This window comes from Luteimonas dalianensis (genome assembly GCF_049339425.1).
Classification (GTDB): domain Bacteria; phylum Pseudomonadota; class Gammaproteobacteria; order Xanthomonadales; family Xanthomonadaceae; genus Luteimonas; species Luteimonas dalianensis.
Window position 1 is genome coordinate 274976 of record NZ_JBMPPO010000003.1, and the last position, 11926, is coordinate 286901.

Consider the following 11926-nt stretch of genomic DNA (forward strand, 5'->3'; position numbering starts at 1 on the left):
GGCGTCCTGCCGGTTCCTCGCGGGAGCGTCCTGCCCCCCTTTCACGCCGCGCCTGCGCGTGGCGCGGTTCGGCTCAGCGCTTCGAACCGGAGCTGGCAGCCGCGGCGGTGGCCGGCGTGGCACGCCGCTGCGGTGCGCCCACCTGGATCCGGTCGCGGTTGCGCTCGATGGTCGCCAGGCCGATGCCCTTGACCATCGCCAGCTCGTCGGCGCTCTTGAACGGGCCGTTGGCCGCGCGATGGGCCACGATCTGCTCGGCCTTGGACGGGCCGACGTTGGTCAGCACCCGCGCCAGGGTCTCGGCATCGGCGGTGTTGATGTTGACCTTCTCGCTGGCAGCGGCGCCGCCGAGCATCAGCAGCGACAGCAGGAGGCTGGCAAAAACGGTCCTGAATGCATTCATCGTCCTACTCCTTGGGTTGTGGGTTCTTCCTGACCGGGCCCCGGGCTTCATCCCCGGCCGGCAGGCACAGTGTCGGTGCCCGCCCGGGCGGATCCCATCGCCGAACCCGCCGCCGGGCGCCGGGGCACGCCGCACCGGCCCGTAGGAAAAGCCTGAACGCCAGCGCGCTAAAATGGGCGCTTCCCCGCAAAAAAGAGGGCGCCATGGATACCAGCCAGATCGACCGCTATGTCTCCGACAAGTGGGACCAGGACCTCATCCCCCAGCTCAGCGAGTACATCCGCATCCCCGCCAAGTCGCCGATGTTCGACCCGGACTGGGAGAAGAACGGGTACCTGGACGAGGCGATCAAGCTGATGGGAGGCTGGGCGAAGGCGCAGCCGATCGAGGGCATCCAGACCGAGGTGGTGCGCCTTGAAGGCCGCACGCCGGTGCTGCTCATCGAGATCCCCGCCTTCAACGGCGGCAGCGACGAGGACTGCGTGCTGCTGTACGGCCACCTGGACAAGCAGCCCGAGGTCACCGGCTGGGACGAGGACAAGGGCCCGTGGAAGCCGGTGCTGCAGGACGGCAAGCTGTACGGGCGCGGCAGCGCCGACGACGGCTACGCCATCTACAGCTCGCTGGCCGCGATCATGGCGCTGCAGGAGCAGAAGCTGCCGCATTCGCGCTGCGTGCTGCTGATCGAAGCCTGCGAGGAATCGGGCAGCTACGACCTGCCCGCCTACGTGGAGCACCTGTCCGACCGCCTCGGCACCCCGTCGCTGGTGGTGTGCCTGGACTCGGGCTGCGGCAACTACGACCAGCTGTGGTGCTGCACCTCGCTGCGCGGCATGGCCGGCGGCAACCTCACCGTCGAGGTGCTCACCGAAGGCGTGCACTCGGGCGACGCCTCGGGAATCATCCCCTCCAGCTTCCGCCTGCTGCGCCAGCTGCTCTCGCGCATCGAGGACGAGGACAGCGGCCGGATCCTCATCGACGCCCTGCACGCGGCGATTCCCGAGCAGCGCCTGGAGCAGGCGCGCCAGGCCGCCGAAGTGGTCGGCAGCGAGGTCTACGACAAGTTCCCGCTGGTACCGGGCCTGGAGCCGGTGTCCGACGACCCGGCCGAGCTGATCCTCAACCGCACCTGGCGCCCGGTGCTGTCGATCACCGGCGTGGACGGCATGCCCAGCCTGGACTCGGCCGGCAACGTGCTGCGCCCGCACACCGCGGTCAAGCTGTCCCTGCGCCTGCCGCCCACGGTGGACGGCAAGCGCGCCGGCGAGCTGCTGACCGAGGCCCTGACCCGCGACACCCCCAACGGTGCCAAGGTGACGCTGGAGCTGGAGAAGGCCGCCACCGGCTGGAACGCCCCGGCCCTGGCCCCGTGGCTGGGCAAGGCCCTGGACGAAGGCAGCCGCGAGTTCTTCGGCAAGCCGCCGGTGTACATGGGCGAAGGCGGCTCGATCCCGTTCATGGGCCTGCTGGGCGGCAAGTTCCCCAACGCGCAGTTCCTGATCACCGGCGTGCTCGGGCCGCACTCCAACGCCCACGGCCCCAACGAGTTCCTGCACATCGACATGGTCAAGAAGGTCACCGCCTGCGTGGCCAGGGTGCTGGCCGACCACCACCACGCCAGCGCCCGCGGCGAAACCGGGCGCTGAGCGCGCTCGCCTGGTCACGGGCGATCGGCTAGGCTTCCGCCGGTCGCCCGTCACCGCAAGGGGAACAGAAATGCCGCCTCCATTCGGCAGCGAAAGCTGGCTCTACGTCATCCTGCTGGGCCTGGTGGTCGGCATCCTGGCGCGGATCATCACGCCCGGGCGCAGGCGCCTGGGCATCATCCTGACCTCGCTGCTCGGCATCGCCGGCGCGCTGCTGGCCACGTGGCTGGGCCGGCAGATGGACTGGTACGCCGCCGGCCAGGCGGCCGGGTTCCTGGGCGCGCTGCTCGGCGCGGTCATCATCCTGGGCATTGCCCAGCTGCTGCGGCGCTAGCGCGCACGGCCATCTCCGGAGCCGGCCATGACGCCCCTCGCCCGCATACTGCTTGCCGTGCTCACCCTCGCGCCCCTGGTGGCAGCCGGCAGCGACCCATCGAAGCTGGATCGCGCCGCGGCCGCCGTGCAGCCGCTCGTTGAACAGGCCGCCGGCAACGGCATCCGCGTCTCGGTGGGGCTGGCCGACATCTCGGGCGGCGACGGCGGCACCCGCATCGTCGGATCGCGCGAGAGCTACAACCCGGCCAGCACGATCAAGCTGGCGCTGCTGGCCGCGGCGATGCGCCAGGCCGACCGCGGCCTGCTCAACCTGGACGCGCCGATCAGCATCTCGCCCTACATGGTGGTCGGCGGCTCGGGCGAGCTGCAGAACCAGGACATGCCCCACACCACCACCGTGGGCGAGATCACCCGGCGCATGGTGGTGCACAGCGACAACACCGCCACCAACGTGCTGCTCTACCTGGTCGGCCTGCCCACCGTGCAGGCGCTGCTGGACGACCTCGGCCTCGGGACGATGAAGTTCAACCGCCAGATGTTCCCCGGCGAGAAGATCACCCAGCCCGCCAACGTGATCGATACCGCCGACACCCTGGCCCTGCTGCAGGCGATCCACGGCGACGAGCTGCTCAGCGAGGCCTCACGCGCGCAGGTGCTGGACTGGATGCGCGCGCAGGAAGTGGACACCAAGTTCGGCGCCGTGCTGGAGCAGGACTACATTGCCCACAAGACCGGCGAAACCGGCAAGGTCACCCACGACGTGGGCTACTTCCTGGTGCCCGGCAGCGAAACCGTCGTCGCCGTGTTCACCGAAGTGGAAGCATCCGACGGCTACGCCGAGACCATGCGCATCGGCAATCCCGTCGTGCAGCAGATCGCCGTGGCGATCCACGCGGAGCTGGAGCGGAGGTAGCCGCTCCCGGTGCGGGCGGGTCGCGATGACCGGGAGGATCCATGAGTCACGCGGCCCGCCGACGCCCCTACGACCGCCCGTACACGTCCTCGTAGCGGACGATGTCATCCTCGCCCAGATAGTCGCCGGACTGCACCTCGATCAGCTCCAGCATGTCCGTGCCCGGGTTTTCCAGCCGATGCTTCGCACCCAGGGGAATGTAGGTGGACTGGTTGGCGTGCAGTTCGAACACGTCGTTGTCACGCGTCACCCGCGCGGTGCCGCGCACCACGATCCAGTGCTCGGCGCGGTGCCTGTGGGACTGCAGCGACAGCCGCCCGCCCGGCTTGACCTTGATCCGCTTGACCTGGAATCCCTCGTCCTGGTCGATCGAGTCGTAGCTGCCCCACGGCCGGTGCACCTCCCGGTGCAGCACGGCGTGGCTGCGCTGGTCGGCCTTCAGCCGCGCCACCACGTCCTTGACCTGCTGCACCCGATCCTTGCGCGCCACCAGCAGCGCGTCGTCGGTCTCCACCACCACCAGCTCGTCCACGCCCACCAGCGCCACCAGCCGCCGCGAGTACGCGTAGTTGCGGTGGCTGTCGATCGCGATGACCTCGCCATGGCGGGCGTTGCCGTCGGCGTCCTGCTCGCTGACTTCCCACAGCGCCGACCAGGAGCCCACGTCGTTCCAGCCGATGTCCACCGGCAGCACCATCGCCCGATCGGTCTTCTCCATCACCGCGTAGTCGATGGAATCGGACGGCGAGGCGGCGAAGGCGTCCCCGTCCAGGCGCACGAAGTCGCCGTCGCGGGCGGCGCCGTCGAACGCCTTGCGCACCGCCAACACGATGTCCGGCTGGAACTTCTCCAGCTCCTCCAGGTAGCGTGAGGCGCGGAACAGGAACATGCCGCTGTTCCAGTAGTAGTCGCCGCTGTCCAGGTAGCCGCGCGCAGTGTCCGCGTCCGGCTTCTCGACGAAGCGCAGCACCGGCCGCACGCCCTCGCCCGCTCCCGCCTGTATGTAGCCGAACCCGGTTTCCGGCGCGTCGGCGACGATGCCGAAGGTCACCAGCGCACCGTCTTCGGCGGCCGGAGCAGCCTCGCGCACCGCCGCCTGGAAGGCGTCCGCGTCGCGCACCACGTGGTCGGACGGCAGCACCAGCAGCAGCGGGTCGCCGCCGCCGGCCAGCGCCTGCAGCGCCGCCGCGGCGATCGCCGGCGCAGTGTTGCGCCCGGCCGGCTCGAGCACGATGGCCGCGTTCGCAACGCCCACCAGGCGCAGCTGCTCGGCGGCCAGGAAGCGGTGCTCTTCATTGGCGACCACGATCGGCGCCCCGCTGGCCAGCGGCGCAACCCGCCGCCAGGTGTCCTGCAGCATGGTCTGCTCGCCCGCCAGCGGCAGGAACTGCTTGGGATAGGCCTCGCGCGACAGCGGCCACAGCCGCGTTCCCGAGCCCCCGGACAGCAACACCACCTGCAGATTCGACATCGCCTGCTCGCCTGTGAAAGGGCGTTGAGTTTACCCTGTGGCCCGTGTACGCCCGCCACGAACCCTGGACCACGCTGAACCAATGAAGGCCCTGATCTTTGCCGCCGGGCTGGGCGAGCGCATGCGCCCGCTGACCGACACCACCCCCAAGCCGCTGCTGGAGGCGGGCGGCAAGCCGCTGATCGCCTGGCATCTGGAGCGCCTGGCCACGGCGGGAATCACCGAGGTCGTGGTGAACATCTCCTGGCTGGCCGCGCAGTTCCCCGCCACCCTGGGCGACGGCAGCCGCTGGGGTCTGTCGATCCACTATTCGCACGAAGGCAAGGTGCCGCTGGAGACCGGCGGCGGCATGTGGCATGCCCGCAACGTGCTGGGCAACGATCCGTTCATCGCCGTCAACGGCGACATCTGGACGGACTACGACTTCAGCCGCCTGCCCCGGCAGCCGCCCGGTGACGCCCACCTGGTGCTGGTCGACAACCCGGCCCACAACCCCGGCGGTGACTTTGCCCTGGACGGGGACGGCGGCGTACTCAACGACGGCGCACAGACGCTCACCTTCGCCGGGATCGGCATGTACCGGGCCTCGCTGTTCGACGACTGGCAGCGCGTCATCGGCGATGCCCCCGGCGCGGGCGAGACGCCGCCGCGCTTCCGCCTGGCCCCGCTGCTGCGCGCGGCCATCGCCGAAGGCCAGGTCACCGGCGAATACCATCGCGGCCGCTGGACGGACGTGGGCACGCCCGGGCGCCTGGCGACCCTGGACGCCGAACTCGGCCGATAGGCGCCTTGCCGCAACAGCCGGCATCGCGGAGGCCTCAGGCTCCGCGCGTATCGCCGGTCAGGAACCCGCCAGCACCTTGCGCAGGAACGGCACCGTGATCCGCCGCTGCGCGGCCAGGGACTCCCGATCCAGCCGATCCAGCAGCCCGGCCAGGCTGCCCAGGTCGCGCTCCACCCGCCTGAGCAGCCAGTCGATGGAGGCCTCGTCGATCTGCAGCCCGCGCCGCCGCGCCCGCAGCCGCAGCACCTCGCGCCGGCCGGCGTCGTCCAGCGGCTGCAGGCGGATGCGCACGCACTGCGCCAGCCGCGACCCCAGATCCGGCAGCACCAGCGGCAGCTCGGCCGCCGGCACGCGCGCGGCGTACAGCACCGCACTGCCCGCATCACGCGCCCGGTTGTGGAAATCGAACAGCGCCTGCTCGTCCGCGCGCCCGCCCGCCACCGCCTCCAGGCCGTCCAGCGCCACCAGGTCGTAGTCGTGCAGCGCCGCCAGCGCATCGCCCAGGCGGCCGGCGGCGCTGGCCAGCGGCAGGTAGGCCACCCGCCGCCCCTGTTCCTGCGCATGCGCGCACGCGGCCAGGGCGAGATGGCTCTTGCCGGTCGATCCGGGCCCGGCCAGGTACAGCCAGTCCGCAGCGCCGCCCCCGGCCAGCGCGCGCAGCTGCGCCAGCGCGCCATCAGGCGCGGCCACGAAGGTCTCCAGCCGCTGGTCGGGCGGGAACCGCAGCGCCAGGGGCAGCTGCGCCCCTCCGCCGGTACGGCCTGCCTCCCCGCTCACGCCTTCGGCAGCCCCGTGTCGTCGCCGACCACCACGATCGCCGCACCTTCCTCGCCGGGCGCCGGCTCCGGGCCGTTGTAGAGGCTGCTGGCGGTGTAGCGCTCATAGGCGAAGCTGATCAGCACGTTGGCCACCGCCGCCACCGGCAGCGCCAGCAGCATGCCCAGGAAGCCGAACAGCTGCCCGCCCGCCATCACCGCGAAGATCACCGCCACCGGATGCAGGCCGATGCGGTCGCCCACCAGCCGCGGCGTGAGCACGTAGCTCTCCAGCAGCTGGCCGGCGGTGAACACCGCCGTGCCCAGCAGCAGCAGCTGCCAGTCGATGCCCTGCGCCTGCACCAGCGCCGCCAGCAGCATCAGCAGCGCGCCCACCACCGCGCCCAGATACGGCACGAAGCTGATCAGCCCGGCGATCAGGCCCACCAGGACACCCAGCCGCAGCCCGATCAGCTGCAGGCCGATGGCGTAGAACACGCCCTGTGCCAGCATCACCAGGAACTGCCCGCGCAGGAACCCGCCCAGGCGCTCGTCCGACTCGCGGGCCAGCCGGCTCACCGTCCCGATATGGGCGCGCGGCACCATCATCGCCACCCGCGCCACCAGCGAATCCCAGTCGCGCAGGAAGTAGAACGTCAGGATCGGCAGCAGCGCCAGGTTGACCGTCCAGGTGACCACCATGAAGCCCGAGCGCTGCACGTAGCCGAGCATGGTCGAGGCAAACCCGCCCACCTGCTGCCAGTACTCGCGTACCAGATCGAACAGCCGCTGCGGATCCGCCCACGCCGCCAGGGTGATGCCGGTGCGCTGCTCGATCCACGGCACCGCCGACCCCGTGATCCAGGCACCGGTCGTGGGCAGCGCTTCCACCAGCGCCGACACCTGCCGCTCCAGCAGCGGCACCAGAATCAGCAGCAGCAGCGCCACCAGCAGCACCATCAGGGTGAACACCAGCACCACCCCGGTCACCCGCGAACGGCCGCTGCGCTGGATCCGGTCGACCAGCGGATCGCCCAGCCACGCCAGCAGCAGCGCCAGCACGAACGGCACCAGGATCGCGCCCAGCTCCATCAGCAGCCAGAACACCACCGCCAGCACCAGGCCCCACTGCAGCCGCTTGAAGAACAGCGCGATGTCGGCCACGCCGGCCGCCCGGGACATGGTCAGCGCACCAGCCGGTAGATCGGCGAGCCGGTGTCGAGCAGCACTTCCTGCTCCACCAGCACCTGCTCATCGGCCAGCTGGCGGAAGCCGGGCAGCCCGGTCAGCAGATCCAGCTCCATTTCCATCCCGCTCGCCGTCGCCCGCACCGGGCTCATGCCCTGCACTACCGGCATGCCCTGCAGGTAGCCGGACAGGCGGATGTAGTCGTTGCTGCTGTCGATACCGGTGAAGGTGACCCGGTAGCTGCCGGCCGGACCGGTCTCGGTCGCCCTGGCGTAGCGCTTGGCCAGCGCGTCGGCCGCGCCGTTGGCGCCGGAGGCCATCGCCACGCGCACGTTGGAGTCCGAGTGCGACCACTCCGACAGCACCCGGCCGTTGTCCACCATCGTCCAGTCCGAGCGCCAGCCGCCGTTCTGGCGGTACAGCTTGCCCACCAGCTGCATCGGCGGCGCGTAGCGCGCCGAGAGCCTGGCCACCGCGCCGTGGTCGCCGCGCCAGATCGCGCCCGCGGCCGCCTGCTCGGCGGCGCTGCCGCGCGGCAGGCCCAGGCCGAAGCCGCGCTCGCGGGCGCGGTCAAGCACCGGCCGCACCGCGTTGTTCTGGTTCACCGTGACCAGGCGCGGGCCGCTGCCATCGTCGATCGCCAGCCACAGCACCGGCCGCGCACGTGGCTCGGGCCACACCGGCAGCCCCAGCGCGGAGGCCAGCCCGTCCACCGCGTCCTGGTCGTAGCGGATCACCAGGGTGGTGTGGAAGGTCGGCGCGCCGCTGGCCGAGGTGCCCTCGTCCTGGCGGTAGTCGAAATGCTCCACGTAGGCCTCGGCCCGGCGCAGCTCGCGGGCCACGCCCGGCCGGCTGGTGACGCCGCTGTCGCCCGACAGCTTGCCCAGCACCTGCGACAGGCCGCGGCGGAAGCCGGAGCGGCGCTCGGCCTCGTTCTGGTTGTTCACCCGCACCTCGGCCTGGTACAGGCCCTGGGCGCGGGCGATATCGCCTTCCACGCGCTGGGCCGAGGCGGTTCCGGCGGCCAGCAGGCAGCCGGCCAGCAGACAAGCCAGCCAAGCTCCGGTTCGGGTCGCGTGCGGCATGCGTCGATTCCTGGATTCAACAGACCGCGGAATGGTGCCACAAAGCCCGTGCAGGTTTGTTCGCGGCCCGGCCCCGCGCCCCCCGCGGCTGCTAAAATCGCGGTCTGTCCCCGACCGGCGCCGCATCGTGACCAGCCCCACCCCGCTTACCTACCACGACGCAGGCGTCGACATCGATGCCGGCAACGCGTTCGTCGACCGCATCAAGCCGCTGGTCAAGCGCACCATGCGGCCCGGGGTGATGGGCGGGCTGGGCGGCTTCGGGGCCCTGTTCGACCTGTCCGGCCGCTACCGCGAGCCGGTGCTGGTCTCGGGCACCGACGGCGTGGGCACCAAGCTCAAGCTGGCCCAGCAGCTGGGCCGCCACGACACCATCGGCATCGACCTGGTGGCCATGTGCGTGAACGACATCCTGGTGCAGGGCGCCGAGCCGCTGTTCTTCCTGGACTATTTCGCCACCGGCAAGCTGGACATGGACACCGCCGCGGCGGTGGTGGAGGGCATCGCCAGGGGCTGCGAGCTGGCCGGCTGCGCCCTGATCGGCGGCGAGACCGCGGAAATGCCGGACATGTATGCGCCGGGCGAGTACGACCTGGCCGGTTTCTGCGTCGGCGCGGTGGAAAAGTCCGCGCTGCTGGACGGCAGCGGCACCCGTGCCGGCGACGTGCTGATCGGCATCGGCTCCAGCGGTCCGCATTCCAACGGCTACTCGCTGGTGCGGCGCATCTATGAGCGCGCAGGCAGCCCGGCCGACCTCGACCTGGGCGGCGTCCGCCTGGCCGACGCGCTGATGGCGCCCACCACCATCTACGTCAAGCCGATGCTGGAGCTGCTGGCCGGCCACGGCGCGGCCATCCACGCCATGGCCCACATCACCGGCGGCGGCCTGAGCGAGAACATCGTGCGGGTGATCCCGGAGGGCCTGGGCATCGACGTGGATGCCAATGCATGGCCGCTGCCGCCGGTGTTCGAATGGCTGCAGCGCGAAGGCGCGGTGGCGCGCGAGGAAATGTGGCGCACCTTCAACTGCGGCATCGGCTTCGTGCTGGCCGTGGACGCGGCCTCGGCCGCGGGCGTTGAAGCCGCGCTCGACCAGCACGGCCTGCCGCACTGGCGCATCGGCCAAGTCGCCGCCGCCGGCGCCGAACGCGTGCGCATCGGCTGAACGGCCTGCCGATGGACGCCGCCAGCGGCCGCCCCGGCCGGTTCCGCATCGCCGCCCTGGCCTCCGGCCGCGGCAGCAACCTGCAGGCGCTGATCGACGCCATGGCCGCCGGCACCCTGGACGCCGAGCTGGTGGGAGTGTTCTCCGACCGCGCCGACGCCGCCGCCCTGGATCGCGCCCGCACGGCCGGCGCCGAAGCGGCCGCGTTCAACCTGAAGGACTTCCCCACCCGCCTGGACTACGACGCCGCCCTGTTCGAAGCCGTGGACGCCGTGCGCCCCGACCTGGTGGTCTGCGCCGGCTACATGCGCCTGATCGGCGCCCCGGCGGTGGAGGCCCGCGCCGGCCTGCTGATCAACATCCATCCGTCGCTGCTGCCGCAGTTCAAGGGCCTGCACACCCACCGCCGCGCGCTGGAAGCCGGCGCTCCCGAGCACGGCGCCAGCGTCCACTACGTCAGCGCCGACCTGGACGGCGGCCCGGTGATCTCGCAGGCACGGGTGCCGGTGCTGCCGGGCGACGATGAACAGACGCTCGCCGACCGGGTGCTGGCGCGCGAGCACCCGCTGCTGGTGGAAACCGTGCGCTGGATCGCAGCCGGCCGCGTCCGGCTGGGGGAACACAGCGTTCAGGTCGACGGAGCACCTTTGCAGGCCCCGCTTCAGCTGGGATCAAACAACCGTTTTGCATGATGGCGTCCCATGCGCATCCTCCCGCTCCTCGCCGCGTTCCTGCTGGCGCTGCCCGCCGCGGCGCACGCGCAGCCGCTTGAGCCCTTCCACGCCACCTACGAGGCCTGGTACGGCGAGCGCCACGTGGGCGAGGCCAACATGCGCCTGGAGCGCAGGGAGGCACCCAACTGGGAGATCGACCTGGAGATCCGCGCCAACCGCGGGCTGATCGGCCTGGCGCGGCTGAACATGCTGCAGAGCACCGTGTTCGACGTGCACCATGACGGCGATTTCTTCCGCCCGCTCACCCAGCGCACCGTGCGCAAGGCGATCCTGTTCGGGCGCAGCGTCGACGGCATCTACAACTGGCACACGCACACCGCCCAGTGGAGCGGCGACGTCAGCGAGCGCCGCAGCCAGCCGGTGCCGCTGCAGGACGGCGACATGAGCGCGCTGCTGATCAACCTGGCGGTGATCCGCGACGCCGAGCCCGGCGCCACCCTGCGCTACCGCTACGCCGACAACGGCCGCTCGCGCGAGCACGAATACGTGGTGTCCGAAGCACCCGAGAACATCGAAGTCGCCGACATGAGCTACAGCGCCCTGCGCGTTTCACGGATCGAGGACGACGACGACGAAATGATTGTCTGGGTCGCCAGCGGCGTACCCACCCCGATCCGGATCGTGCAGCGCGACGGGGACGACACCATCGACCTGCGCCTGATCGAATACCGAGGAGCCGAATGACCATGACTACCCTCCCCCGTTCCAACAGGCCGCTGCCCGGGCGGATCCTTGCCGCCACCCTGCTGCTGGCGGCCAGCGCCGCCGTCGCCTTGCCGGCATCGGCGCTGGAGCCGTTCAACGCCGACTACACCGCCCGCTTCATGGGCATGGAGGCGGAAGGCACCATGACCCTGGAGAACACCGGCGGCGACCGCTGGGAATACCGCATGGAAGTGGCCGGCATGGGCGCGCGGATGGTGCAGAGCACCTCCTTCCAGGCCCGCGGCGAGCACTGGCGGCCGCTGGCCAGCGAGGACAGCCAGATCGGCGAATCCGGCCTGGCGGCGATGCTGGTGCGCAACAAGACCGTCCGCGCCACCTACGACTGGGACAACAACGTGGCCCGCTGGAGCGGCGATGTCGACAACGACGAGGCCGGGCCGGTGAGCCTGCGCCCCGGCGACATGGACGGCATGCTGATCAACCTGGCGGTGATCCGCGACGTCGCCGCCGGCCAGCCGCTGAAGTACCGCCTGGTCGAGGACGGCCGCGCCCGCCCGCAGGTGTTCCAGGTGGACGGCACCGAAACCATCACCGTGGCCGGCCAGCAGCACGAGGCCACCCGCGTGGTGCGCACCAGCGGCCGCCGCGAAATCACCGCCTGGATCGTCGACGGCATGCCGGCCCCGGCCCGCATCGTGCAAAAGCGCAACGGCCGCGACCACATCGACCTGCGGCTGAAGTCGCTCAACTGACGCCCGGTCGGCGGCCGGGCGCCGTTGC

At 71.1% G+C, this 11926-nt stretch carries 13 protein-coding genes; 8 read left to right on the forward strand and 5 right to left on the reverse strand.

Annotated elements, in window-relative coordinates:
- Nucleotides 1-73 precede the first annotated feature (73 nt).
- Entirely contained in the window at nucleotides 74-403 is a 330-nt protein-coding gene (locus ACOZ90_RS05770) for a ComEA family DNA-binding protein (protein ID WP_422892690.1), read from the reverse strand.
- 203 nt (nucleotides 404-606) lie between these two features.
- Here ACOZ90_RS05770 and ACOZ90_RS05775 point away from each other — a divergent pair, with 203 nt between their 5' ends.
- From ACOZ90_RS05775 to ACOZ90_RS05785, 3 genes are all read left to right on the forward strand, one after another.
- Nucleotides 607-2049: a M20 family metallopeptidase gene (locus ACOZ90_RS05775; RefSeq protein ID WP_422892691.1), complete on the forward strand. Its 1443-nt coding sequence runs from the start codon at nucleotides 607-609 to the stop codon at nucleotides 2047-2049.
- 70 nt (nucleotides 2050-2119) lie between these two features.
- The gene (locus tag ACOZ90_RS05780; protein ID WP_422892692.1) at nucleotides 2120-2383 is read left to right on the forward strand and encodes a GlsB/YeaQ/YmgE family stress response membrane protein; all 264 of its coding nucleotides are present in this window, start codon (nucleotides 2120-2122) and stop codon (nucleotides 2381-2383) included.
- A 27-nt stretch (nucleotides 2384-2410) separates the two neighbouring features.
- A complete protein-coding gene (locus tag ACOZ90_RS05785) occupies nucleotides 2411-3298 on the forward strand; it encodes a serine hydrolase (protein ID WP_422892693.1) in 888 nt (295 codons plus the stop codon).
- Nucleotides 3299-3365: 67 nt separating this feature from the next.
- Here ACOZ90_RS05785 and ACOZ90_RS05790 read toward each other — a convergent pair whose 3' ends face one another.
- Nucleotides 3366-4769: a mannose-1-phosphate guanylyltransferase/mannose-6-phosphate isomerase gene (locus tag ACOZ90_RS05790; protein WP_422892694.1), complete on the reverse strand. Its 1404-nt coding sequence runs from the start codon at nucleotides 4767-4769 to the stop codon at nucleotides 3366-3368.
- Between the two features lie 82 nt (nucleotides 4770-4851).
- On the opposite strand from ACOZ90_RS05790, the gene murU reads away from it, so the two are divergent.
- Nucleotides 4852-5553 carry an N-acetylmuramate alpha-1-phosphate uridylyltransferase MurU gene (murU, locus tag ACOZ90_RS05795; protein ID WP_422892695.1) on the forward strand — a complete coding sequence of 234 codons (702 nt, stop codon included), beginning with the start codon at nucleotides 4852-4854 and terminating at the stop codon, nucleotides 5551-5553.
- Between the two features lie 57 nt (nucleotides 5554-5610).
- Here the strand turns inward: murU and hda are convergent, their stop codons facing one another.
- The 3 genes from hda to ACOZ90_RS05810 are packed head-to-tail and all read right to left on the reverse strand — an operon-like array spanning nucleotide 5611 to nucleotide 8581.
- Nucleotides 5611-6330, reverse strand: coding sequence for a DnaA regulatory inactivator Hda (hda, locus tag ACOZ90_RS05800; protein WP_422892696.1), 720 nt, complete (start codon nucleotides 6328-6330; stop codon nucleotides 5611-5613).
- Nucleotides 6327-7490, reverse strand: a complete 1164-nt coding sequence (locus tag ACOZ90_RS05805; protein WP_422892697.1) for an AI-2E family transporter — start codon at nucleotides 7488-7490, stop codon at nucleotides 6327-6329. The genes hda and ACOZ90_RS05805 overlap by 4 nt, the downstream gene beginning before the upstream one ends.
- Nucleotides 7491-7492: 2 nt before the next feature.
- The gene (locus ACOZ90_RS05810) at nucleotides 7493-8581 is read right to left on the reverse strand and encodes a DUF2066 domain-containing protein (RefSeq protein WP_422892698.1); all 1089 of its coding nucleotides are present in this window, start codon (nucleotides 8579-8581) and stop codon (nucleotides 7493-7495) included.
- Between the two features lie 127 nt (nucleotides 8582-8708).
- On the opposite strand from ACOZ90_RS05810, the gene purM reads away from it, so the two are divergent.
- The 4 genes from purM to ACOZ90_RS05830 are packed head-to-tail and all read left to right on the forward strand — an operon-like array spanning nucleotide 8709 to nucleotide 11898.
- The gene (purM, locus tag ACOZ90_RS05815; protein ID WP_422892699.1) at nucleotides 8709-9746 is read left to right on the forward strand and encodes a phosphoribosylformylglycinamidine cyclo-ligase; all 1038 of its coding nucleotides are present in this window, start codon (nucleotides 8709-8711) and stop codon (nucleotides 9744-9746) included.
- Nucleotides 9747-9757: 11 nt separating this feature from the next.
- Nucleotides 9758-10438 (forward strand): phosphoribosylglycinamide formyltransferase, encoded by a 681-nt coding sequence (purN, locus tag ACOZ90_RS05820; RefSeq protein ID WP_422892700.1) that lies wholly within the window; start codon nucleotides 9758-9760, stop codon nucleotides 10436-10438.
- 9 nt (nucleotides 10439-10447) lie between these two features.
- Nucleotides 10448-11164 carry a DUF3108 domain-containing protein gene (locus ACOZ90_RS05825; protein ID WP_422892701.1) on the forward strand — a complete coding sequence of 239 codons (717 nt, stop codon included), beginning with the start codon at nucleotides 10448-10450 and terminating at the stop codon, nucleotides 11162-11164.
- 2 nt (nucleotides 11165-11166) lie between these two features.
- The gene (locus tag ACOZ90_RS05830) at nucleotides 11167-11898 is read left to right on the forward strand and encodes a DUF3108 domain-containing protein (protein WP_422892702.1); all 732 of its coding nucleotides are present in this window, start codon (nucleotides 11167-11169) and stop codon (nucleotides 11896-11898) included.
- Nucleotides 11899-11926 lie beyond the last annotated feature (28 nt).